A 25,850-nucleotide genomic window follows, 5' to 3' on the forward strand; every position below is an offset into this window, starting at 1 on the left:
ATGTTAGTTAGCGTAATTATACCTTGTTATAATTCAGAAAAGTATTTAAAAGATACTGTAGAATCAGTACTTATGCAAAGTTATGAAATGCTGGAAATTATATTGATTGACGATGGAAGTGAAGATAATACTTGGGACATAATTCGAGAGTTAAAGGCAAAAGATAAAAGGATTAAAGGCATTAAGCAAAACAATCAAGGAGTATCAGCAGCTAGAAATAAAGGTATAGATATTTCAAGAGGAGATTTAATAACATTTTTAGATTCAGATGATATTTATGAGAAAGATAAAGTATTAGAACAAGTAAATAAAATAAAAGAATCAGGAAAAAGAGTTTGTTATACAGGAAATAAATATGTATTTAAAAATAAAGAAATTGAGCATGTATATAATTTAGATGGAAAAATAATAGAATATTATATAGTTGATTCGGTAATGATTCATCTAAATGATTGGATGATAAAATCAGAAGTTATAAAAAATAACAATATTAGATTTAATGAAAAATTTAGATATGGAGAAGATGTTAATTTTTTTATGAAAATACTTATGTTAGAAGAAGTTATTTCAGTAAACAAACAATTAACAAAGTATTTTATAAGAAACACATCTAGTTCATTTAATTTTTCAATAAGAGAAAATAATGAAGATAATTATATATCAGATTTTAAAGGATTTATTAAAGAGAATAGGAGTTTTATATACAGTAAAAAGGAAATAGAAAAAATAGAAAGAGCATTAGATACGTTTTTACTCCCTAGAGTTATAATACAGAATATTTTGTATTGTAATAAAAAATTTTCAGAATTAAATGATTTTGAAAAAGATAGTATAAATAAATTTGAATTTAACTTAAAAAATTTAAAATCATCAATTAAATTCAAATTATTGTATCTTAAATTAAGATTAAAAATATAGTTAAATTAGGAGGAAAAAATGTTAATTTATAATTTATTGATATTAGTAATATTAATTTTTTATATATTAGATAAATATTATATATCTGAAAATAAAAGAAAATTTTTAAGAATATCAACATTTTTAACTCTATTTGTAATATCAGCATTTAGATTTTATGTAGGTACAGACTTTAAAGGATATATAGGAGTTTATAACTCTGTAATAGATGGGACTTATGTAAATTATGGATTTGAACCAGGATATGATATTTTAATGAGAATAACAAGTATATTTTCTAACAATAATAGACTGATATTTGTAGTAACTTCTTTTATTATAATAGGGGCTTTCTTCTTAACATTTGAAGATTTTTCAATAAATTATTATATTACAGTATTTTTATTTATAACAATGTATTTTTATTTTAATTCATTTAATATAATAAGACAATTTATAGCAATAGGTATAGTATTTTCATCATTAAGGTTTATTAGAAGAAGAGAATTAATGAAATTTATTATATGTATATTATTAGCAGCTATGTTTCATAAAACAGCGATCATGGCAGTAATTATATATTTTATAAGAGATATTAATTTAAGTAAAAAGAAATATTTTTTAATAACTTTAGGAAGTATTATTTTAGTGCCATTAATACCTATTTTTATGAAAATTTTGGTAATGGTTGTTCCTAAATATAAAGTTTATTTAAATTTTAGTTCTGGATCAGGATTAGGAACAACAAGTATGATAATGCTTATTATATTAGTTATAAGTATACATTTTAAAGATAAATTATTAAATAAGGATAGTTTTAATAATTTATATATAAATACAACGATGATAGCATTTATATTTCAAATATTATCAGAAGCAAATACTTTATTTACTAGAGTAAGTATGTATTTTTATATTTTTACAATAGTGTTAATTCCTCAATTAATAGATATAAGTGAGGATAAATATAAGAAAAAGATAATTATAGGGATAGTAATATTTTTTATTGTTTTCTGTAATTACTTATTAATATCAAATGTTGGAGAGGTTGTTCCTTATAGGATAAGCATATAAAATAAAAGGTTTAGATAACATATGTTTACCTAAGTATTTAACATTTAGGAGAATTGAGAGATTTATGAAAAAAATAATAGTAGATGCATATCTAGCAAAAAATTTTGGGGATGATTTATTTTTATATATTTTGTTTAAGAGGTATAGTAATTCAAATGTAATGTGGATTGTTAATACATATGATATAGATTATATTAATATTTTTAAAGAATTTAGTAATGTAAAGATAAATATTAAAAATAAATTTGAAAAAGGAATATATAAAATAAGTTGTATAAGAAATGTCTATTATAAAAATGAAGCTAAGAATGTAGATGGACTTTTAATAATTGGTGGATCTATATTTATGCAGAATAGTACATGGCAAAATCAATTTAAAAGATTTAGAGATAGATTAAATAATTATAGAAAATTAAATAAAAAAATATTTGTTTTAGGTTCAAATTTTGGACCATTTAAAGATGAAAGGTTTATAGAATACTATAGAACTATATTATCTAAGTGTGATGATGTTTGTTTTAGAGATAGTTATTCTTATAATCTTTTTAAAGATTATAAGAATATTAGATATGCGTCAGATATTGTATTTTCATTGGATGAGAAAATAGATAGTATTAACAGAGATGGTATAGGAATATCTTTAATCGAAATAAATGGGAAAAGTGAATTAGAAAAAAATAGAGAGAAATATTTAAATTATATAATTAATATGATTAATTATTTGAATTTAAAAGGGGAAAATGTAAAGTTATTATCATTTTGTACTGAGCAAGGCGATACTAATATAGCAAAAGAAGTTTACAGTAAAATAGATAATAAAGAAAAAGTTAAGGTATTGAATTATAATGGAGAAATTAAAAATTTCTTATTAGAATTATATAACTTAAAAGGTATTATAGGTACAAGGTTTCACTCTATAATATTATCTCAGGTTTTTAAACAAGGCGTATATCCAATTATATATAGTCAGAAAACAATTAATATGTTGAATGATTTAAATCTTAAAGATTATTATTTAGATTTAAATAAATTAAATGAAGAAATTAATTTAGAAGATATATTTAATATTTTAGAAAATAACAAGATAGATAATATTTATGATTTAAAAAAAGAAGGCGAGAATCAGTTTATTAAGCTTGATGAATTTATAAATAGAGAGGAAATGTATGAGGATAAAAAATAATACTTCTGTAAAATTAGGCATTATGATATCAATAACATTATTAACTCAACTAGTAATAATGATCAGAGCATCTATAATAGCATCAAAATTTGGTACTTCAATAGAATTAGATGCTTTTAATTTTGCAAATAGCATATCTATGATGATATTTAGCTTTATAGGAACTGGAGTTACTACAGTTTTAATTCCTAACTTAGGTAAAAAAGAAAAGAAAAAAGCTGTTGATATATTTATTTTAATTTTATATTTAGGAGCAACAATTTTATTATTTTTAGGATTAATTTTTAATAAGCATATTGTAGTATTATTTTCTGAAAATAATGATAAATATTTTATAGACACTGCATCAGCCGTAATGTCAATTTTATTAATTTCACAATATATAGCTTCTTTTATAGGATTAACTAATTCTATATTACAATTTCAAAATAAATTTAATAGATCTAAATTTGTAATATTTATTTCTAATATAATATTAATTATAATATTGATGTTTAATAAGGAACAAAACATATACTCATATGCAAATGCTATATTGATTTCTACTATTATAAACATATTAATTCAATTTATCCTAGTAATTATAAGTGGATTTAAAATTAAATTTCAAATTGATATTAAAGATAAAGATTTTAGAAATATGATAAGAACATTTTTACCAACTATACTTAGTACTGGATTATATCAAATATCATTAGTTATAGATACTTCAATTGCATCAGGATTAGGAGAAGGAAATATATCTATATTAAATTATTCAAATTATATAATTGGTATGATAAATATGCTATTAATAGTAAATATAACGTCATTTTTATATCCAAAGATAGCTAAAAATATAAAGAAAAATAATTATCAACAAGATTTAGTTAAATACATTTTAATAATAAATGCAATATTATCTTATATTATTATAAGTATAGTAGTTGTAGGGAAAGATGCTATAGAATTGTTATATATGAGAGGTCAATTTGAAAATAGTATTGTAAATATAGTATATATATGCACAATAATTTATATTATATCATTACCAATGTCAGCTATAAGAGATGTTATATATAAATATTTTTATGCTAATAGTGATACATATACTCCTTTTAAAAATAGCTTTCTTATTAGTGTTTTAAATATAATACTAAGTATTATATTATCTAGATACATTGGAGTATATGGAGTTGTAATAGGAACAACACTGACAAGTATAATATCACTCATATTAATAGGAAATAAATTTAAAATTATTTTCGGAATAGAATTTGATTATAAAAAGTTTTTTAGAGAAAATATAAAAATATTAATTTCAAGTTTAGGAACGATTTTAATAGTTATGTATATAAGGAAGTATTTTAAATTTGACTATAATTTAATTAATATATTAGTTTATAGCATTATATCTATTTTAATATATATATTAAATTTAATTATTTTAAAATGCAATATATTTAAGATGAAGATATAAGTGAGGGAATATTATGAAAGTAGCATACTGTGTTTTATGTCATAGAAATTCAATAATATTAGAAGAGTTAATTTATCAATTAAAAGATGAAGATATATATATACATGTTGATAAAAAATCAGATATAAATGAATTTAATTTAGATTCAAGAACAAATAATATTAAATTTTTAAATGATAGAGTAGATGTTAAATGGGGAGATTATTCAACTATATTAGCTATAATTAATTTATTAAAAGAAATAAAAGATAAAAATTATGATTATGTATTTTTATTATCTGGGGATTGTTTACCTCTAAAAGATAAAGAAAGTATAAAAAAATATTTAAGTGATAATAGAGGTAAAGAGTATTTAGGAGTAATAGATATAAATGAGGATAATATAAAAAATATTAAATATTTATATAGAGAATATGCTTTTAAAAAAAATAAAAATATATTTGAAAAAATATTTTTTAAATTTCAAAGAAAGTTTGGATTCCTAAAGACAAATAAATATTTTAAATATTTACCTTCAATAAATAAAGGGTGTCTTTGGTTTACATTAACAGGAGAATGTTGTAAATATATATTAGAATATATAGAAAAAAACCCTAAATATTTAAATGCATTTAAAGGATCTTATTGTGGAGATGAAATGTTTATACAAACTATAGTATGTAATTCAAAATTTAAAAATAGATTAAATGATATAGATTTAAATGACAATTATATGGCATTAAGATATATAGATTGGGAAACAGGACCAGACTTACCAAGAGTATTAGATGAAAGTGATTTTGAAAGAATAATAAGTAGTAATAAAAATGTACTATTTGCGAGAAAATTTAGTGAAGATATAGATATAAAAGAATATAGAGAGTTTTTAGAAGCAAATAGTAATTAAAAATCTTGATAGCTTGTTTTACTATCAAGATTTTTTTGGTAATAAAAAGATATTTTTTAGCTTGTTTAATAAATGGAATATAAATTAAAAAATAAAAATTATATTTGCTATTTATGTAAAAATAATGATTATTTAGAAAAAAATGGACTAAGTTAAGTAAATAATATAAAATATGTAATGTAAGTGTTTTAGGGGGGATAAAATGGGAAATTTAAATGAAAAAATAGCAAAAATAATTTTAGTAATATTTATTGCAGGAAACTTTTTTAATATTACAGTAAATGCAGAAGAAGTTAATAATATTCAAAGTAATATTATTAAAGAAGAAGCAAAAAAAGAAAATAACGTTTCTGATAATAATGAAGATAAAGAATTAGAAAAAGAGAAAATAATAGAAGAAAAAAAACCAGAACTTAAGGAAGATATAATAAAACCAGAAAAAGAAGAAGAGAAAAAAAATAAAAATGTGCAAAAGAAAAAAGAGATTGATTTAAAGGGGAAAAAAATAATAGAGGATAATACTTTCAAAAGTTATTCATCTAGAGCTGCTAAAAAAGAGAGAGAACCTAATGGTAATATGAGCACAGCAAACTTAATAAAAGTAAATAGTGGAGATTATTATACAGGAGATCTTACAGACTATGATTATTACTATAATGATTATGATTATTATAAGTTTACATTAGATTATGATGCAGAAGTAACATTAACTTTTTCACATAATGAAATTCCAGGAGATAGTAATAGATATTTTAATATAAATATTAGAAATTCACAAAATTTTGTTTATTTAGATAAATATTCAAGAGGGTATGATAGAAAACTTGAATATAAAATTGGCTTAAAAAAAGGAACTTATTATATAAGGATAACAGATGGATATTACTATACATCTATGAATTATAATCTTTCAGTAACTGCTACAAAAGGAAATTATGAAAAAGAAGATAATGGAGAAATGACAAAAGCAACTTTTTTAGAAAATAATCAAAAAATAACAGGTAGAATAAGTAGTTACAATGATTACGATTATTATAAATTAACAATACCTAATGATGGAGAATTAACATTAAATCTTGAAACAAAAAATTTACCTGGAGATGAATATAATTATTATCAAGTCAATCTTATGGATTCACAATTGAATAAATATATTTCAAAAAATATAAAGGGAAAAGATGGGGGATATAACGAAAAAATAGGAATAAGAAAAGGAACATATTATATACAAGTTACGTCATATAGCAATACATTAGAAGATGAAGCATATAAGATATCATATATGTTTAAAGCTAATGAAAATTATGAAGCAGAATTCAATGATACAGCGGCCACAGCCAATATTATGAAACTAAATACAAGTAAAACTGGAAAAATAAAGAGTTATTCTGACTATGATTATTTTAAAATAAATTTGAATAAGTCTGAAATATATAAACTTAATTTTTCACATCCTTTAGTTGGAAACTTTGGTAGTTATTATTGGAGAATAAAAATATTAGATTCAAAAAATAAAGAATATTTAACTATGAATTCAAAAGGAGGAGATAGTTCTCTAACAAAAGAAGTATATTTAGATGCAGGAACATATTATATAAAAATTGATAGTTATTATTATGATAATAGTGATGCTCAATATAGTATTAATTTATTTGAACAAAATGATTGGAAGAACCATTGGGCAAAGAATGAAATACAAAGTGCAATGAACAAAGGTTGGGTAGAGAAAGCAGATTTATTTAGACCGGAAGATGCTATAACTAGAGCAGAATTTGTAAAGATAGTTAATAGAGCATTTGGATTTAAAACAAAAGCATCAAATGAACCATTTATAGATGTTCAAACTAATAATTGGTATTATGATGATGTAAGAATAGCAATAAAAGCAGGGTATATAACTACAGCACAAAATAAATTTAGACCAAATGATCCAATATCTAGAGAAGAAGTTGCAGCTATAGTAACAACTATAAAGAAAAATAAAGATAATAATTTAGATAAAATAAAGAAATATAAAGATTATAATAAAGTATCTAAATGGGCATTATCTTCAGTTGAAGGAGCTATTGAAAAAGGATATATGGGACAAGGTTCATTAGAGTTTAGACCAACTGCGAATATAACTAGAGCAGAAGCTGTAGTTACGTTAAGTAGAATAAAATAATATTAATTATAAAAGGATATGATGATTATTTACCATATCCTTTTTAAATAATTTTGTAAAATAATAGGTATAAAAGGAGATATTTATGGAAGTAAATAAGTATGTTAAAAAATTTATTATTTCTTTAGTTATAACTTTAGTAGGAATAATATTAATCCATACTCAAGAAGTACAAGCTATTGATAGAAATGAATATATTAAAAAAATAGAAAATATCAATAAAAAATATAAGGGGAATAATATACAATTTTTAAATGGAATTGTAATCGATATTAATGATAAATTTGATTTAACAGAATATATAAAAGAATATATAGACGAAGAAATTATAGAAAAAGAGCTACAACAAAATAATGTTGTTTCTTTAGAGAATAAATATATTATAGCTAAAAACGAAGGAACTGAATTTATTATATTAAAAGGAAATAAGAATGTTTATGCTTTAGAAATTTTGGTTTCTGGTGAAAATAATTTAAAAAAAGAAAGAAGTACTATTGTAAATAGAGATTACTATAAAGTTTTTATAGACCCGGGACATGGAGGAGAAGATCCGGGAGCAGTAGCGAATGGAGTAAAAGAGACTGATTTAAATTTAAAAATTGCAAAAAAACTTAAAAGTAAACTTGAAAAAAAGAATATTAATGTGCAGATGACCCGAGAAAAAGAAGAAACAATTTCATTGTATGAAAGAGCAAATATGGCTAATAAATATGATGGAGATATTTTTGTTTCAATACATCAAAATTCATTTACATCTGGGAATGCCTATGGAATAGAAACATATTATCATAGAGATAAGAGTCAACATAAAAGCTATGCAGACATAATACAAAAATCATTAATAAAAAATACTAATTCTTTTGATAGAGGAATTAAGACTGCTAATTTTGTTGTATTAAGAGAAACAGTTATGCCATCAGCCTTAATAGAATGTGGATTTATTACTAATTTAAATGAAGTTAATAAGTTAAAGTCTGATGCATATCAAGAAAAAATTGCGGAAGGAGTTTCAAATGCTATATCAGAATATTTAGTAAAAAATATAACACTTACACAAGAAAAGGGTGTTTTTAAAGATACAAAAGGACATTGGGGAGAAGCAGTTATAAAGAAATTTGTTAATAAAGGATATGTAGAAGGATATAAAGATGGTACATTTAAGCCAAATTCAAATATAACAAGGGCAGAATTTATAAAAATAATAAATAGAGTTTTTAATTTTACAAGTGAAGCTGAAGAAGGATTCAGTGATGTAAATAAAAATGATTGGTTCTATAGTGAGGTTAGAAAAGCAGTTAAAGCTGGATATATAAGTATTGCTAATAAACAATTTAGACCTAATGACAATATAACTAGAGAAGAGGCAGCTGCAATAATAACTAATATAAAGAAAAATAAAGATGAAAACTTAGATAAAATAAGTAAATATGAAGATTTCAAGAAAGTTTCAAAGTGGGCTTTACCTTCAGTTGAAGGTGCTATAGAAGCTGGATATATGGGAAAAGGAAGTAAAACTTTTAGACCACAAGATAAACTTACGAGAGCGGAAGCAGTAGCATTATTAGATCCTTTAGTAAAATAAATATATAATGCTAATAACTAGAATATTACAAGTTAAATATATATTTATTAAGAATGAATTATAAAAAAACAGGATTAAATATCCTGTTTTTTTATATAAATTTCTCTATTGCTTTTGCTACACCAGCATTATCATTAGTATCTGTTATAAATTGAGCTTTTTCTTTTACTATATCTAATGCATTTCCCATAGCGACTCCAATTCCTGCATACTCTATCATAGAAAGGTCATTTTCGCTATCGCCTATACAAAGTATTTCTTCTCTTTTTATATCAAATATTTTAGCTAGTTGTTTTACTGCATTTCCTTTAGTTGTTCCAGAATTCATAATTTCAAAATTATATGGGCTAGAGCAAACAACTTCATATTTATTTAGGTTTTCAATTTCTTTTCTAGCTTTTTCAACTTCTTTTATATTTTCTTTTGAATAATCTATGCAAATAGCTTTAAGAATAGATCCTTCACAATCTTTTAAAGTATTAGTTAAATCTTTTTGTACTATAAATTTTGTTTTATCTTCTTCATTTGTAATACCTTTATTACTTATAAGATAAGCATGATTATCTATAAATTCTTCATTTGATATTGCAGTATCCCATGTATTGAAAAATAATTTTAAGTTATATTTTTTTAAAATATTATATATTTCAATTGTGTCTTCTAAAGAAAGAACACTTTCATATATTACTTCTCCAGTATTTCTATCTTTTATATATGCACCATTGGATGATATTATTGGAGCATTTATGCCAACTAATTCTCTATAAAAATTTGCAGAGGTAAAGAGTCTTCCAGTTGATATTGCAACATGTATACCTTTATCTATGGCTTTTTTTAAAGCAATTTTATTTTCGGTACTTACTGTGTGATCTGTATTTAAAAGAGTTCCATCCATGTCTGTGCAAATTAGTTTAATAGTCATTATTATTACCTCCATTGGTTAGATTAATTTTTACCTTTTGTTTTTATATATTAAGTTTAGTCTATCATTATAGATTTTATAAGTAAAGAAAGATAAAAACATAAAATTAACAAAAGGTTAATAAAATATGTATATTATGTTACAATGAGTTTGTTATAATTACTAAATTGTATTTTAGATTTAAAAAAGTGAGGGTGAAATGTACAAGGTAAGTGTTATTATACCAGTTTACAATGTTGAGGATTATTTGAGAGAAACTATAGATTCAATTATTAATCAGACAATGAAAGATTTTGAAGTTATATTTATTGATGATGGTTCAACAGACAATAGTGTTAATATAATAAAGGAATATATCAATACAAATGAAAATATGAGACTTATTTGTCAAGAGAATATGGGTCCAAGTGTTGCAAGAAATAAGGGAATTGAATTAGCTGAAGGGGAATATATTGCTTTTATGGATTCTGATGATAAGCTTCCAAAGGATTCATTAGAGTTAAGATATAATTTAGCTAAAGAGAATGAAGCCGAAGTAATAATATGTGGTACTTATAAATTTGATGAAGAGAAAAAATGGCCAATGATAAAGCATTTTTTAGAAGAGGGAGAAAAGAATATTATTAAAGATGAAGATTTATTATGGACATTAGGGCCTTGTAATAAATTATTTAAAAGTAGTTTTATAAAGGAAAGTAAATTCCCAGAAGATATAAAATATGCAGAAGATCAGGTCTTAGTATTAGAATCATATTTAAAAGCAAAAAAAATTATTGCAACTCAAAAAGTTGGTTATTATTACAGAATAAGACCAGCAAATAAAGAAGGATCTCTTACTTCTCAAATAAAAGATAAATCTCTTAATGTATTAGATCAAGTATATAAATCTTGGACAAGCACATTAGAAAATATAGATAAATATTGTACAGATGAAAAAAAGAAAAATATTCTAAAGACTAACTATTTTTCTAGACTTATAAAAATTGATATTTGGCCACCATTGAGGCATATTATAATAAGTGAAGATGAAGGTATACAATTAGAAGGTTTAGATAAGTTAGAGAAATTAATAAATACTTTAAGTTTATCTACAATAAATTCTTGTGATAATCTTTTATGGATTTTAACTGAAGCATTTATAAGAAACTATAAAAAATTAACTAAAGAAAGTAAAAAAAGATATTTAGAAATATTAAAAATTACTTATGAAAATACTAATATTAAAGGAGTAAAACTTTATATAAAGGGAATAGAGAAAAATAAATTTATATATCCTATAATTTATACATTAATAAAAAAATTTTTTAGAACTATAAAACATATAAGAGAGCACATAAAAATAATATAAATATTTAAAATAAAAAACTTCTTATGATTTTAATAATTATAAGAAGTTTTATTTTATATAAATTCAACTATTTAGTAAGCATATAGATATGGCTAAAATGTTTTTCTCAAAATTTAATATTATTACAATTTAATTAATAAATAATGAATAATAGTTCAAAATATGATATAATTTTATACAGTATAAAACTTTTTTGATAAAAACTTTTACAAGGGATGAGAAATTTTTTAGGAAAATGGGAGAGATATATGTGCAAGATAAGTATTATAATACCAGTTTATAATGTAGAAGATTATATAGAGGAGACTTTAATTTCTATAAAGAATCAAACAATGAAAGATTATGAAGTTATTTTAGTTGATGACGGCTCTACTGATAAAAGTGTACAAATAATAGAAAAGTATATTAATGAAAATATTAAATTAATAAATCAAGAAAATAGTGGTCCAAGTTGTGCTAGAAATAAAGGGATTGGATTAGCTAAAGGTGATTATATTGCGTTTATGGATTCAGATGATACTATTCCAGAGGATTCTTTAGAAATTAGATATAAGCTAGCTATTGAAAATGATGCAGAGATAGTAATAGGTGGAACTTATAAATTTGATGGAAAAGAACAATGGCCAATGCAAAATCATTTCTTATCAGAAGGACTAAAGAATATAAGAAGTGATTATGATATGTTAAAAACTTTAGGACCTTGTAATAAGCTGTTTAAAAGAAGTCTTATAGAAAATATAAGATTTCCAGAAAATATAAAGTATGCAGAAGATCAAGTTTTTGTTATGGAGGCATATCTAAAAGCTAAAAATATATATGCTTCGAAAAATGTAGTTTATTTTTATAGAGTTAGGCCAGAAGAAGCTGAAGGGTCATTAACTAAGCAAATAATTAATAAATCTGATTTTGTTATAAAACAAGTAAATGAATCTTGGAGTAGAACTTTAAAAAATATAGAAACTTACTGTAAAGATGAGTATGAAAAAGATATGCTTAGTTTAAAGTATTTTGAAAGATTATTAGATTATGATATTTGGCCACCTTTAAAAAATGCAGTTATTAGAGGAGAAGAAACTGTAAAAATAAATGCATTAAAAAATATGAATGAAATTTTAAAGGAAATAGATCCTATAATAATAAATAATTCTAGAAAATTAAGATGGATAATGGGACAAGGTATAATAAACAAATATTTGTTTTTAACTAAAAATACCAAAAAAGTATATGTAGAAATTTTGGCTGATTTTTATAATAAATTCAATTCTAATAGTAAAGAGATTTTGGAAAAAGAAAATATTCAATTATATAAGTGTTTAGAAAATGTAAGTAAAAGCAGAAGTTCTTTAAGTATATTTAAATATTTAGTAAGAAGAAGGCTGGGAAGAGTTCTTGGAAAAGTAAAAAATATTTTTAGAAGAAGTGCTAAGATATCATTTAATTTTGGAAAGATGTTATCAATGAATGAAAATTTAGTAATACTTGCTAGTAATAAGGGTGAAGAATTACAAGGAAATTTAAAGTTTATATATGATGAATTGAAAAAAGATAGTAAATATAAAATAAAGCTTTATATGAAAAATGATTCACGTAATTTTAAAGAGCTTGTAGATATGTACTTAGATTTTTCAAGAGCAAAATATATAGTTTTAGATGATTATTATAGACAAATTTATGGATTGAAATTTAGAAAAAAAGCTGAAGTTATACAAGTTTGGCATGCGTGTGGAGCTTTCAAGAAATTTGGATTTAGTTCTATAGGAAAAGGAGATGGAAATCCAAAAGAATTTGAAGAAAGAGCTCATTCAGCTTATACAAAAGTTATAACTAGTTCAAAGAATATAATTCCTAAATATGCAGAAGCATTTAATATATCAGAAAAAAATATATTACCATTAGGAGTTCCAAGAACAGATATACTTTTAGATGAAGCATATAGATTATATAAGAAAAATGATTTAGAAGAAAATTATCCAGAGATAAAAGGAAAAAAAATAATTTTATATGCGCCTACTTTTAGAGGAAATACTAAGCAAAGACAAAATTTTAAATTAGAACTAAACCCAGTACAACTTTTAAAAGGAATAGATGAAGATTATGTATTAATATTAAAACTTCATCCAAGTGTAAAAAATGGGATAAATGATGTCGTAATTCCAAAAGAATTAGAAAATAGAGTTATTAATATGGATAGCTCAACTGAAATTAATGATTTAATTATAGCATCAGAAATTGTAATAACAGATTATTCATCTGTTGTTTTTGAAGCTTCTTTATTAGAAAAGAAAATAATAATGTATGCTTATGATAAAAATGAATATTTAGCTGAAAGGGACTTCTATTATGATTATGATAGCTTTGTTCCAGGATTTATTGCAGAAAAAAATGAAGATATAATACGAATAATTAATGAAAATGAATTTGATTTAAAGAAAGTTAGAGAGTTTAGAGATAAATTTTTTGATGATTGTGATGGACAAGCTAGTAAAAGATTCGTAGAAACTATTTTCAAATAGAAACTGGAGGAAGGTTAATGTTAAAAGAAATAATAAAAGAAAATGCTAAGTATTTAAAGCAAACAATACTTATATCAAAGTTTGATTTAGTAAAATTCTATAAAGGGGCTGCCCTTGGTTATGCTTGGGCAATTATTCGCCCTATGGTTACTATAGGAGTTTATTTATTTGCATTTACAATTATAAGAAATAATCCTAGAATGGGGAATTTTCCTTATTTTCTATGGCTTATTGCAGGGCTTTGTCCTTGGTTCTTTATAAGTGATGCAATAGTTGGTGGAGCAATGTCAATTAGAACTTATAGGCATTTTGTAACTAAGATGAAATTTCCAATTTCAACTATACCAACATTTACAATACTATCAAAATTATATGTTCAATTAATGTTAGTTGGAGCTATTACAGTTGTATTTATGTTATTTGGATTTTTCCCAGATATATATTATCTTCAATTTTTAATATATATACCAATGATGTATTTATTCTTTTTAGCACTTTCATGGACACTTGCTTCATTATCAGTTATAAGTAGAGATTTTGAAAATTTAGTTAAAGCAGCTATACAAGCAATACTTTGGTTATCACCAATTTTATGGAATATAAATGATATAAAATCAAACTTTTTAAGGATTATTTTAAAGTTAAATCCAATAGGATATTTTGTTCAAGGATATAGAGATATATTCTTATATAAAAGATGGTTCTTTGAAAGTCCATATACAATATATATGATATTTGTAATAATAATTTTTGCTTTAATTGGTAGTAGAGTTTATAAAAGAACATATAAAGAATTTACTGATGTTTTATAAAGACAAGCTAAAAAGCTTTATAAGTTAGGAGATTATTATGGAAGATTATGCAGTTAGGTTCAAAAACCTTACTAAGGAATATAAATTATATAAAAATGATAAAGATAGATTTAAAGATTTGCTTTGGGGGAATAGGTATAAACCTTTTAGGGCAATAGATAATCTTACATTAGATTTGCCAAAAGGAGAGGTTATAGGAATACTTGGGAAAAATGGTTCTGGTAAATCTACAATATTAAAAATGGTTACAGGAGTTGTATATCCAACTGAAGGTGAGATTGAAGTTAATGGAAAAGTATCAGCGTTATTAGAGTTAACAGCTGGTTTTGATGGAGAGCTTACTGGAAGAGAAAATATTTTTCTAAAAGGCTATTCTATGGGAATGATAAGAAGTGAAGTTTCTAAAATATTAGAATCAGTAATAGAATTTTCAGAACTTGGAGATTACATAGATCAACCTGTAAGAATGTATTCAAGTGGAATGAAAGCAAGGCTTGGTTTTGCAATTGCAGTAAATATAGATCCAGACATATTAGTTGTAGATGAAGCATTATCAGTTGGAGATGAAATGTTTAGAGAAAAGTGCTTAAGAAGAATGGATAAGTTTAGAGATGAAGGAAAAACAATTCTTTTTGTTTCACACTCACTTCCTCAAATGAGAAATTTCTGTACAAAGGGAGCATGGTTATATCACGGAAAATTAATAGATTATGGAGAAATAGATGAAGTAGCAAATCTTTATAAACATTTTTTAAATGGGGTTTCTATAGAAGATATTATAGAAAATAAGCATAAATATAAAGATTTAGTAGAAATAAAACAAAGTCTTACAGATGTAGATATGACAGAAGAAGAAATAATATTTAAAGGATTTGTTTCTTTAGAGCCATTAAATAAAGAATATAAGATTGATAATATAACTTTAAAAGATGATGAAATTGAATATGTATATAAAGATATAGAATTAGTAAAAAGCACTGAAAAAAATGAAAATAAATATGATTATATATTTAAATTGCCATTTAATGAAATACAAAAGGGGTTCTTTAACTTTGAAATTAATATAGATGTAGATGGAGAAAAATATAATAGACAAGCTTGGTGTGCAAGTAAGTTTGGTCAATTTTTTAATAATGAGCATAATTTAGATATAACGATAAAATCAAATAGAATGAAAATAAGAAAAGAATAATAAAAGACTTGAAGCGTTATTTAGCTTCAAGTCTTCTTTTTTTATTTAAAAAAGGTTTTAATTTTAAAATTTCATTTATTCCAATAGAACTACTACAAACTAATATAGGTAATATACAAACTAAATATCTAGAACGAGCTTCCCATAATATTAAGAATAAAAATACTCCAAATATACAAATATTAAAAAGGAAACCAATTTTATTTTTAGATTTAAATAAACCTATTGAACCAATTAAAATTAAAAATAATAGTAATGAGTGACTAGCTTCTGAAAAAGAAGTAAATAAACTATTTTTATCTCCATAAATGTATGTATGAAGAAAGTTTGGTCTAATTGGCTTTCTAGATAATTTTACAGGAGCAAAATAAGTTCCATCTCCCCAAGTGTATTGTATTTTCTTATATAAGAATTTACTATATCCATCTATTCCGTAATTTTTAAGTCTAGTTTTTATAGTTTTTATATTAAATTCTTGAATTTCTTTTCTTGTTTTACCAGCCTTTTTACTTAAATCAACATCTTCTTTATTAAAACCACCGTTATCTTTAAGACCCATCATAATCCAATGTGTTGATGGAAGACCTGCATCTTTTAAAGGAACAGGAATATATTTTTGACAAGTGGAATTTATTAAAATAGATGAAACAATAAAAGAAATAAGAAAAAGTGATATAAATCTAAAAAATCCTTTTAAATTATCTATTATAAATATTGAAAAAATAGATAAAGCTATAAAACCTATTGATATATTTGTTTTAATTCCTATTCCAAAAGCTAATATAATTCCAATAAATATTGGTAAGAATATATTCTTATTTTTACTTTTAATATAAATATAAAATAATAAGAAAGCTAGTGGAAGAAAAATCATTGTCAAAGTGTCAGTATAAAAAATAGGTGTATAAGAGTAAAAAGGTGTTATTACTATAAATAAAAAAGAAGATATAGTAGCAACTCGTATATTAAATACCTTTTTAATTAATATGTAAGTTATTATTACACTAATTAAAACAACTATTATATTTATGATTACTGAACTAACAATTAAATTAAAACTAAAGTAGTAACATAGTTTATAAAATTTCATCCATAAAACTGTTATAAAAATATTATTTGGATAAAGCTTATAAAAATATGAAGAGAAAAATTCCCATTCATTAGAAGCGACTTTTGTAGCACTGTTAAAAATAGAAATCATATCCCAACTAGGGTTTACCGCAAAGAAGTATCCAAAAAATATTTGAAGTAAAATAAATATAATTAAATTAATAATTGATATTATTAAAAGACTTCTTTTACTTAAATTTTTAGTAATAAAGCATAAAAATAAAAACCCTAAACATAAAAGTAAAAATAGGAAAAATATAAATCCTTTATTAAGATTTTTATTAAAAGGATTTAAAAGAGCAAAATGAAAACAAAAACTAATTACTAATAAAAATATTACATTAAATATTATTAGTAAGGTGTTTTTTAATTTATTTGTCCTCATTATTAAAATTTATTTTATCCTTTATAATATATAATGGTCTATTTTTGCTTTCATCATAAATTCTTCCTATATATTCTCCTATTATACCTAAAGAAAGTATTTGAACTCCACCAAAGAAAGTCATAACAGAAATAAGAGATGTCCATCCAATACTAGCACTAAATACAAACTTACTTATAAGAGCGTATAAAAAAATTAAAAATGAAATAAATATAGAGAAAAAACCAAATGCTGACATAAGCTTTAATGGTTTTGATGAAAATGAAATTATACCATCGCTTGCAAACTTAATCATTTTTGATAAAGGATATTTTGTTTCTCCAGCAAATCTTTCATCACGAGTATATTCTATATATGTTTGATTAAATCCAATCCAACTAATCATTCCTCTTATAAATCTATTTTGTTCAGGCATTTCTCTAAATGCTTTTACAACTGATTTATCAATAAGTCTAAAGTCTCCAGTATCTTTAGGAATTTTTATATCAGACATTTTAGCAAGGAATCTGTAAAAATATTTAGCAGTTATAAGTTTAAATTTACTTTCTCCTTTTCTTTTTCCTCGTTTTCCATAAACAACTTCATAACCTTCGTTCCATTTATTAATCATTTGTGGGATAAGTTCAGGTGGGTCTTGAAGATCTGCATCAATAATAACTACTGCATCACCAGAACAATTAAAAAGTCCAGCAGTAACAGCAACTTGATGTCCAAAATTTCTAGCAAAGTTTATAACTTTAACTTTTTCATTTTCTTTTGAAATATCTTTTAAAATGTCTAAAGTTTTATCTGTACTCCCATCATTTATAAAAATAATTTCATAGTCAAAAGAATCAATAGATTCCATAACAGATTTTAATCTGTTATAACATTCTTGTGCTACAAGTTCCTCGAAATACATAGGAACAATGACACTAATTAAATTTTTATTCAAAAAATCACCCCATAAAATTTTTATATCAAATTAGTTTCTAAACTTTTAATATTATACCATAAATTGAAAATAACATAATAAAAGTAAATAATTTGTAATATTTAAATAAGTTTTCTAAGTTTAATATCTAAAATTAAAAAATATATTATTATTTGAAATTACTTTTTAAATAAATCTAATAGATTAATAAAAATATATTTAGATTAAAATCAAAAACACAAAAAAAATACAAAAATCATAAAAAAATTAAAAAATAAAATAAAATTAAGTAAAAAATACAAAAATATTAAAAGAATATTAAAAAATAATGAACAATATGTTATAATTCTTTGAGTAGAATAATTTAGAAGGGATGGGAATTTTTTAGATGAATGAGGAAAATATAAATATTAGTGAAATATTTCAAGTTCTAAAAATAAAGTACAAGCTTATAGTTGCAATTGTTATTGGGTTTGTCGCAGTTGCTAGTGTTTTAAGCTTTTTTGTGATTACACCGAAATATGAAGCTAAAGTTAAACTTTTTATAGGGAAAGAAGAAAGTAAAGATAATTTAGGATATAACAGTAGTGAAATTCAAATGTACCAAAAACTACTTACTACATATGCAGAAATAATTAAAACAGAAGATTTAGTTCAAGGGGCTGTAACAAAAGCTAATATTGATTTAGGAAAAATGGAAGCAAAAGATGTATTAAATAGTCTTGTTGTTACTCCAAGAAGTGATACTCAAATTTTAGAGATAGTATATAAAGATTCAAATCCACAAAGAGCAGTTGACATAGTTAACTCTATAACAAATGATTTTATAGCAAAATCAAAAAAACTTATAACAAATGGAAATGTTCAAATTATACAAAAAGCAAAAGTTCCAGAAAATCCAGTAAGTCCAAATAAAAAGTTAAATATATTAATTTCATTAGTATTAGGACTTATGGTTGGAGTGGGAATAGTTCTTCTTCTTGAATTTATGGATAATACATTTAAGAGTAAAGAAGATTTAGAAAAAGTATTAGATTTACCTGTAATTGGTGCTATACCAGAATATGATGCAGAATCTATAAGAGGAAATAATCATATTCATAATGGAAGAGCAAATAGAAAAAGTTTAAAAGGTAGTTTAGGAGGAAGAGAAAATGTTTATAGTGGATAAAAGTCCAAAATCTATTCCAGCAGAAAGTTATAGAACATTAAGAACAAATATAAAATATTCTTCCTTTGATGAAAGAGTTAAAAGAATATTAGTAACTAGTTCAGAGCCAGGAGAAGGAAAAAGTACAACAGCAGGAAATATAGCACTTTCTTTTTCTCAAGAGGATAAGAAAGTAGTTATAGTTGACTGTGATTTAAGAAAACCTACAGTTCATAAGAAATTTAATATATCTAATCAAAAAGGATTAAGTGATGCAATTATAAATAAGGAAACTATAGGCGACACAATAAAAGATTATGTTTATTCTTATAATGAAAATTTAGATATAATACCAGCAGGTAAAATACCACCTAATCCTTCAGAAATGTTAAGTTCTAGGGCAATGGAAGAGTTATTAAAAATTCTAGATAGAGAATATGATTATATTATTTTAGATAGTCCACCAGTTCATGCAGTTACTGATGCACAAATACTTTCAACAAAAGTTGATGGAGTTGTTCTTGTAGTTAGGGCTGGAAAAACAAAAAAAGAAAGTGTAGTATCAGCAAAAGCTTCACTAGATAAAGTTAATGCTAAAATAATAGGAACAGTATTAAATGGGTTAGAGCAATCAAAAGAGAAATATTATTATTACTATGGGTAAGGAGGTATAAAGGTGATAGATATACATTCACATATACTTCCAGAAATTGATGATGGGTCTAAGAGTATAGAAGATACACTAGAAATGTTACGTAATGCAGAAAGAGAAGGAACAACAGATATAGTAGCAACACCACATTATTGTATAGGATATGGAGAAGAGACTTATTCAAATGTAAAGAATATGGTAAAAGAACTAAATGAAATTCTTAAAAATGAACATATAGATATAAATGTTCATTATGGACAAGAGGTTTATTATAGTGAGAGGTTGTTAGAGGATTTAAAAGAAGGTGTCATTGGAACCATAAATGGAGGAAGATACCTTCTTATAGAATTTAATATGAGAGATTTTGAAGAAGAGTTATTTGATATAATGTATGAACTAAAAATAAAAGGTATCATACCAATTGTCGCGCATCCAGAAAGATACTCATATATCCAAAGGCACCCTAGTCTCATAAAGAGATTTGTAGAAGAGGGGTGCCTTTTTCAATTAAATTCAGGAAGTATAGAAGGACTTCACGGAAAAGAAGCTAAAAAATGTGCAGAATTATTAATTTCAAAAAAAATATATAGTTTTATAGGTTCAGATGCACACAACAATAAAAATAGAAAAACTGGGATAAGGAAAGGAATTTACGAAGCAGATAAAATTTTTAAAGGATATGAAGATATATTTATTGAAAATGGAGAAAAATTATTGAGAGATGAAGAGGTAGTTTTTGAAGGAGAACTAATAGAGAAGAAAAAGAGAAAAAAGAAGAGTGGGATTTTTTCACTTTTTATGAAATAAAAATAGGGTGGTATAAGGGGATATGAAGAAAGGAAGATTTATAAAAATATGCATTTTATTATTTATAGATATTTTATCAATTAATTTTGCATATTTAGGAAGTTTTACAGTTAGACATGGAATTATAGATGGATTTGAAATTTATAAAGACAATTTAAAAATAATGCCACTTTTTACATTAGCTTATGTAATTCCATTATATGTTTTTAAAATGTATAAAAGTGTTTGGAGGATTGCTGGAATAGATGAAGGAATAAAAGTTTTATTTTGTTCTTTAATTGGAACAGTATTAGCTTCTATATTAAGTGGATTAAGTATTCATTTAGATTTACCAATTATTCTTATGACTGGATTTATAATATTTGTTTTAGCAGTTGGAGCAAGAATGTCATTAAGAGTTATTAGAAGAATATTAGTTTATGGTGACATAAAAGGAAATGACAGAACTGAAAGAGTAATGATAATAGGAGCAGGACTTTGTGGAAGTATTGTAATAGAAGAAATGTTTAAAAACAAAGAATCTAATATGAAGCCAATATGTATTATAGATGATAATCCTACAAAGTTTGGTAAATTTATAAAAGGAATAAAAGTAGAAGGTAATAGATTTGATATTGAAAGAATAGTTAAAAAAGAAAGAATAAACACTATTATAATGGCTATTGCTTCTATTAATGCAGAAGAAAAAAGAAAAATTTTAGAAAGATGTCAAGAGACAAAAGCTAAGCTTAGAATTGTTCCTGGAATTTCTGAAATATTAGAAGATAAAGTACAAGCAACTCAAATGAGAGAGGTTGATATAAAAGACCTTTTGGGAAGAGAAGAAGTAAAACTAGATAAAGAAGGTATTAAAGGATATATAAAAAATAAAACAGTTCTTGTAACTGGAGGTGGAGGATCCATAGGATCAGAGCTTTGCAGACAAATAGCAAAACATAGTCCAAAAAAATTAATAATTTTAGATATATATGAAAATAATGCCTATGATATTCAAAATGAACTTAAAAGAAAATATAGTGATTTAGATTTAAGAACAATAATAGCTTCTGTAAGAGATAAAGATAGATTAAATAAAATATTTGCAGAAGAAAATATAAATGTAGTTTTCCATACAGCAGCTCATAAGCATGTTCCTTTAATGGAAAATAATTCAGAAGAGGCAATAAAAAATAATGTTATGGGAACACTTAATGTTGCAGAATGTGCAAATGAGTACAATGTAGAAAGATTTGTTCTTATTTCAACTGACAAAGCTGTTAATCCTACTAATATAATGGGAGCAACAAAAAGACTTTGTGAAATGATAATACAAGGAATTGATAAAAAGAGTAAAACAGAATTTGTTGCAGTAAGATTTGGAAATGTACTTGGAAGCAATGGTTCTGTAATTCCATTATTTAAAAAACAAATTTCAGAAGGTGGACCAGTTACTCTTACACATAAAGAAATAACAAGATATTTTATGCTAATACCAGAAGCAGCACAACTTGTACTTCAGGCTGGAGCTTATGCAGAAGGTGGAGAAATATTTGTACTTGATATGGGAAAATCAGTAAAGATATATGATTTAGCTAAAAAGCTAATAAGACTTTCAGGATATGAGCCAGAAGAAGAAATAAAAATAGAAATAACAGGTTTAAGACCAGGAGAAAAGCTTTATGAAGAGCTTCTGATGGATGAAGAAGGCTTAAAATCTACTAAAAATAAAAAAATATTTATAGGAGAACCTTCTGATATAGATTTTGAAGATTTAAAAAGAGAAATATTCATTTTAAGAGATGTTGCATTAAATAAAGATAAAGAGGCTTTAAAAGAGAAAATGAAAGAGATAGTTACTACTTATATAGAGCCTGGGGAAGAAGGAAAAGAGATTTTGGAAGATGAAGTTGCAGCAACTAAAATATAGAGGGGGGATAAGAAAATGAATGATATAGTAGAAAAAAAAACAAAAATATATTTATCATCTCCGCATATGGGAGGAAGTGAAAAAGAATTTATAAATGAAGCATTTGATACAAATTGGATTGCTCCTCTTGGACTAAATGTAAATAATTTTGAAAAAGAACTTTCTGATTATGTTGGATCAGAAGGGGGAGTATGTTTATCCTCGGGTACAGCAGCTATTCATATGGCACTTAAAGCAGTTGGGGTAAAGACAGGAGATTTGGTTTTTTGTTCATCTTTAACTTTTTCTGCAAGTTGTAATCCGATAATTTATGAAAATGCTATACCAGTATTTATAGATTCTGAAAAAGAATCATGGAATATGTGTCCAAAAGCTTTAGAGAAGGCTTTTATATGGGCTGAGGAAGAAAAAAAATTGCCTAAAGCAGTAATAGTAGTTCATCTTTATGGACAACCTGCTAACATGGATAAGATATTAGAAATTTGTAATAAATATAATGTTCCAATAATAGAAGATGCAGCAGAATCATTAGGGGCAATATATAAAAATAAGCAAACTGGAACATTTGGAGAGTATGGAATATTCTCTTTTAATGGAAATAAAATAATTACAACTTCAGGTGGAGGAATGCTTGTATCTGATAATTTAGAAAGATTAGAAAAAGTAAGATTTTGGTCTACACAAGCAAGAGAAAATGAAAGACATTATGAACATAAAGAACTTGGATATAACTATAGAATGAGCAATATAGTTGCAGGGATAGGAAGAGGACAGCTTAGAGTATTAGAAGAAAGAATAGAAAGGAAAAAGTGGATTTATGATTACTATAAAGAAGCATTTAAGGATATAAAAGATATACAAATGCAACCAATATGTGATGATAGAAAATCAAATTACTGGCTAAGTTGTATTACTTTAAATGAAAAATCAAAAATTAAACCACTTGATATAATAATTGCTTTAGAAAAAGAAAATATAGAAGCAAGAAATATATGGAAGCCTATGCATATGCAACCTTATTATAAGGATTTTAAATTCTTTAAATTAGGAGAGAAATCTATTTCAGAAGAGATATTCGAAAATGGATTATGTCTTCCTTCAGATAGTAAAAATACCGAAGAAGATATGGAAAGAGTAGTAAAAATAATAAGAGAGTTATTTGAATAGGTGAAAAAATGATAATAAAAAGAGTATTTGATTTATTGTTTTCGATTATAGTTTTATTATTATTAAGTCCTGTGATTCTTATAATTGCAATTTTAGTAAAACTTAACTTAGGAAGTCCAATTCTTTTTACACAAGAGCGTATTGGAAAAGATAATAAAAAATTTAAGATGTATAAATTTAGAACTATGAAAGATGCTGTGGGTAAAGATGGTAAACAACTTCCTGATAGTGAAAGACTAACTAAGTTTGGAAAGATATTAAGAAGTACGAGTTTAGATGAACTTCCAGAACTAATTAATATTGTAAAAGGGGAAATGAGTCTTATAGGACCAAGACCACTTCTTGTAGAATATCTTCCTTTATATAATGAAGAACAAATAAAAAGACACAATGTGCTTCCCGGACTTACAGGATGGGCTCAAATAAATGGAAGAAACGCGATAAGTTGGACAGAAAAATTTAAGTTAGATATTTGGTATGTAGACAATTGGAGCTTAGGACTAGATATAAAAATATTCTTTCTAACAGTTTATAAAGTTTTTAAGAGAGAAGGAATAAGTGCAGAAGGACAAGCTACTGTAGCTTATTTTGATGGAACAAATTAAGGGGTAAAGCTATGAAAAGGATAGTAATAATTGGAGCAGGCGGCTTTGGAAGAGAAGTGGCTTGGCTTATAGAAGATATAAATAAGAAAAAAAAAGAATTTGAGATACTTGGTTTTTTAGATGATAGCATTGAGAAAAAAGATGAAATTATAAATGGATATAGAGTACTTGGTGGGTTAGAAGAGATTGAATTAAAAGATGTATATTTTACATGTGCAATAGGAAATTCAAAAATAAAAAGTAATGTAGTTAAAAAAGCTATAGAAAGAAAATTAAAACCAATAAATTTAATTCATCCATCAGTTAAGACGGGAAAATATAATAAATTTGGTGAAGGTTTAATAATATGTGCGGGGACAATAATAACAGTAAATACTAATATTGAGGATTATGTAACAATAAATCTTAATTGTACTATAGGACATGATACTAAGATAGGTATGTTTACAACTATGTATCCAGGTGTGAATTTATCAGGGGAATGTGTTATTGAAAAAGGAGTTGAATTAGGAACAAATTCTACAATAATACAAGGAAAAAAAATAGGGGAAAATACTATAGTTGGAGCTGGATCAGTTGTGGTTAGAGATTTAATAGAAAATTGTATATTTGCTGGAGTCCCTGCAAAGAAGATAAAAGTTATAGATGAATGATATGAGAATAGTTTTTTTATCTAAGTATTTTGTAAAAGGAGGAACGACTACACATATGCTTACACTAGGTAAAGAGTATGTAAAAAATAATAATAGAGTTAGTTTAATAAGTGGATCTCTTAGAACTAAGGAATAGAAGAAATTAATGGAAATTTTTTTGAATGAAGGAATTGAAGTAAAATTATTAAATTTTGAAGTTGGTAAAAATGCAAATATTATAAATAGGAGTAAGGAATTATTTAAATATTTGATATCAATTCCGAAATCAATTAAATATATAAGAAAATTTAATTCGGATATAATTCATGTTCATTGGACTGTAACACAATATATAGCAAAAATATATAAATTGATATATAAAAAGCCTTTTATTACTATATTACACAAAAAAAATACTAAGAGAAGTATTTTACATCAAAAACCTGATGAAATAATATCAATAAGTCAGATTAGATGCTGAGAAAGTATAC

The 25,850-nt window shown here is 24.3% G+C and carries 23 protein-coding genes; 20 read left to right on the forward strand and 3 right to left on the reverse strand.

Annotated features, from left to right (window positions below; genetic code table 11):
* The 7 genes from HMPREF1092_RS01590 (at position 1) to HMPREF1092_RS16370 (ending at position 9,245) form a co-directional block, all read left to right on the forward strand.
* Positions 1-918 carry a glycosyltransferase family 2 protein gene (locus HMPREF1092_RS01590; RefSeq protein WP_002596834.1) on the forward strand — a complete coding sequence of 306 codons (918 nt, stop codon included), beginning with the start codon at positions 1-3 and terminating at the stop codon, positions 916-918.
* Positions 919-936: 18 nt separating this feature from the next.
* Complete coding sequence (locus HMPREF1092_RS01595) at positions 937-1,971, forward strand: EpsG family protein (RefSeq protein ID WP_002596835.1); 1,035 nt, start codon at positions 937-939, stop codon at positions 1,969-1,971.
* A gap of 64 nt (positions 1,972-2,035) precedes the next feature.
* Positions 2,036-3,154, forward strand: a complete 1,119-nt coding sequence (locus tag HMPREF1092_RS01600) for a polysaccharide pyruvyl transferase family protein (RefSeq protein ID WP_002596836.1) — start codon at positions 2,036-2,038, stop codon at positions 3,152-3,154.
* Entirely contained in the window at positions 3,138-4,613 is a 1,476-nt protein-coding gene (murJ, locus tag HMPREF1092_RS01605) for a murein biosynthesis integral membrane protein MurJ (protein WP_002596837.1), read from the forward strand. Before HMPREF1092_RS01600 ends, murJ begins: the two co-directional genes overlap by 17 nt.
* Before the next feature lie 13 nt (positions 4,614-4,626).
* Positions 4,627-5,499: a beta-1,6-N-acetylglucosaminyltransferase gene (locus HMPREF1092_RS16365; RefSeq protein WP_002596838.1), complete on the forward strand. Its 873-nt coding sequence runs from the start codon at positions 4,627-4,629 to the stop codon at positions 5,497-5,499.
* A 202-nt stretch (positions 5,500-5,701) separates the two neighbouring features.
* Positions 5,702-7,663, forward strand: a complete 1,962-nt coding sequence (locus tag HMPREF1092_RS01615; RefSeq protein WP_002596839.1) for an S-layer homology domain-containing protein — start codon at positions 5,702-5,704, stop codon at positions 7,661-7,663.
* 85 nt (positions 7,664-7,748) lie between these two features.
* Positions 7,749-9,245, forward strand: coding sequence for an N-acetylmuramoyl-L-alanine amidase (locus HMPREF1092_RS16370; RefSeq protein ID WP_002596840.1), 1,497 nt, complete (start codon positions 7,749-7,751; stop codon positions 9,243-9,245).
* Between the two features lie 91 nt (positions 9,246-9,336).
* On the opposite strand, the gene HMPREF1092_RS01625 is transcribed toward HMPREF1092_RS16370, so the two are convergent.
* The gene (locus tag HMPREF1092_RS01625; RefSeq protein ID WP_002596841.1) at positions 9,337-10,167 is read right to left on the reverse strand and encodes a Cof-type HAD-IIB family hydrolase; all 831 of its coding nucleotides are present in this window, start codon (positions 10,165-10,167) and stop codon (positions 9,337-9,339) included.
* 199 nt (positions 10,168-10,366) lie between these two features.
* Here HMPREF1092_RS01625 and HMPREF1092_RS01630 point away from each other — a divergent pair, with 199 nt between their 5' ends.
* The 4 genes from HMPREF1092_RS01630 (at position 10,367) to HMPREF1092_RS16725 (ending at position 16,032) form a co-directional block, all read left to right on the forward strand.
* Positions 10,367-11,515, forward strand: coding sequence for a glycosyltransferase family 2 protein (locus tag HMPREF1092_RS01630; protein ID WP_002596842.1), 1,149 nt, complete (start codon positions 10,367-10,369; stop codon positions 11,513-11,515).
* Positions 11,516-11,763: 248 nt separating this feature from the next.
* The gene (locus HMPREF1092_RS16720) at positions 11,764-14,028 is read left to right on the forward strand and encodes a bifunctional glycosyltransferase/CDP-glycerol:glycerophosphate glycerophosphotransferase (protein ID WP_002596843.1); all 2,265 of its coding nucleotides are present in this window, start codon (positions 11,764-11,766) and stop codon (positions 14,026-14,028) included.
* 17 nt (positions 14,029-14,045) lie between these two features.
* Positions 14,046-14,840 (forward strand): ABC transporter permease, encoded by a 795-nt coding sequence (locus HMPREF1092_RS01640; RefSeq protein WP_002596844.1) that lies wholly within the window; start codon positions 14,046-14,048, stop codon positions 14,838-14,840.
* Between the two features lie 37 nt (positions 14,841-14,877).
* The gene (locus HMPREF1092_RS16725; protein ID WP_002596845.1) at positions 14,878-16,032 is read left to right on the forward strand and encodes an ABC transporter ATP-binding protein; all 1,155 of its coding nucleotides are present in this window, start codon (positions 14,878-14,880) and stop codon (positions 16,030-16,032) included.
* Positions 16,033-16,048: 16 nt separating this feature from the next.
* Here the strand turns inward: HMPREF1092_RS16725 and HMPREF1092_RS01650 are convergent, their stop codons facing one another.
* Positions 16,049-17,233, reverse strand: a complete 1,185-nt coding sequence (locus HMPREF1092_RS01650; RefSeq protein WP_186003702.1) for a glycosyltransferase family 39 protein — start codon at positions 17,231-17,233, stop codon at positions 16,049-16,051.
* 280 nt (positions 17,234-17,513) lie between these two features.
* Positions 17,514-18,461 (reverse strand): glycosyltransferase family 2 protein, encoded by a 948-nt coding sequence (locus HMPREF1092_RS01655; protein WP_040413598.1) that lies wholly within the window; start codon positions 18,459-18,461, stop codon positions 17,514-17,516.
* Between the two features lie 367 nt (positions 18,462-18,828).
* Between HMPREF1092_RS01655 and HMPREF1092_RS01660 the strand changes: the two genes are divergently transcribed.
* Genes HMPREF1092_RS01660 through HMPREF1092_RS01695 form a run of 9 tightly spaced genes read left to right on the forward strand, consistent with a single transcriptional unit; the run spans position 18,829 to position 25,840 of the window.
* On the forward strand, positions 18,829-19,611 hold the full coding sequence (locus tag HMPREF1092_RS01660; protein ID WP_002596848.1) for a YveK family protein: 783 nt from the start codon (positions 18,829-18,831) through the stop codon (positions 19,609-19,611).
* Positions 19,595-20,254 carry a CpsD/CapB family tyrosine-protein kinase gene (locus HMPREF1092_RS01665; protein ID WP_002596849.1) on the forward strand — a complete coding sequence of 220 codons (660 nt, stop codon included), beginning with the start codon at positions 19,595-19,597 and terminating at the stop codon, positions 20,252-20,254. Before HMPREF1092_RS01660 ends, HMPREF1092_RS01665 begins: the two co-directional genes overlap by 17 nt.
* Before the next feature lie 12 nt (positions 20,255-20,266).
* Complete coding sequence (locus HMPREF1092_RS01670; protein ID WP_002596850.1) at positions 20,267-21,049, forward strand: tyrosine-protein phosphatase; 783 nt, start codon at positions 20,267-20,269, stop codon at positions 21,047-21,049.
* A gap of 22 nt (positions 21,050-21,071) precedes the next feature.
* The gene (locus HMPREF1092_RS01675) at positions 21,072-22,955 is read left to right on the forward strand and encodes a polysaccharide biosynthesis protein (protein ID WP_002596851.1); all 1,884 of its coding nucleotides are present in this window, start codon (positions 21,072-21,074) and stop codon (positions 22,953-22,955) included.
* 15 nt (positions 22,956-22,970) lie between these two features.
* Entirely contained in the window at positions 22,971-24,122 is a 1,152-nt protein-coding gene (locus tag HMPREF1092_RS01680; protein ID WP_002596852.1) for a DegT/DnrJ/EryC1/StrS family aminotransferase, read from the forward strand.
* Positions 24,123-24,130: 8 nt separating this feature from the next.
* Positions 24,131-24,727, forward strand: a complete 597-nt coding sequence (locus HMPREF1092_RS01685; RefSeq protein WP_002596853.1) for a sugar transferase — start codon at positions 24,131-24,133, stop codon at positions 24,725-24,727.
* A gap of 11 nt (positions 24,728-24,738) precedes the next feature.
* The gene (locus HMPREF1092_RS01690; protein WP_002596854.1) at positions 24,739-25,380 is read left to right on the forward strand and encodes an acetyltransferase; all 642 of its coding nucleotides are present in this window, start codon (positions 24,739-24,741) and stop codon (positions 25,378-25,380) included.
* Positions 25,373-25,516, forward strand: a complete 144-nt coding sequence (locus HMPREF1092_RS17425; protein WP_207637619.1) for a hypothetical protein — start codon at positions 25,373-25,375, stop codon at positions 25,514-25,516. Before HMPREF1092_RS01690 ends, HMPREF1092_RS17425 begins: the two co-directional genes overlap by 8 nt.
* Before the next feature lie 9 nt (positions 25,517-25,525).
* On the forward strand, positions 25,526-25,840 hold the full coding sequence (locus HMPREF1092_RS01695; RefSeq protein ID WP_002596855.1) for a glycosyltransferase family protein: 315 nt from the start codon (positions 25,526-25,528) through the stop codon (positions 25,838-25,840).
* Positions 25,841-25,850: the final 10 nt, after the last annotated feature.

Source organism: Clostridium thermobutyricum, from assembly GCF_000371465.1.
GTDB classification, from domain to species: domain Bacteria; phylum Bacillota; class Clostridia; order Clostridiales; family Clostridiaceae; genus Clostridium; species Clostridium thermobutyricum.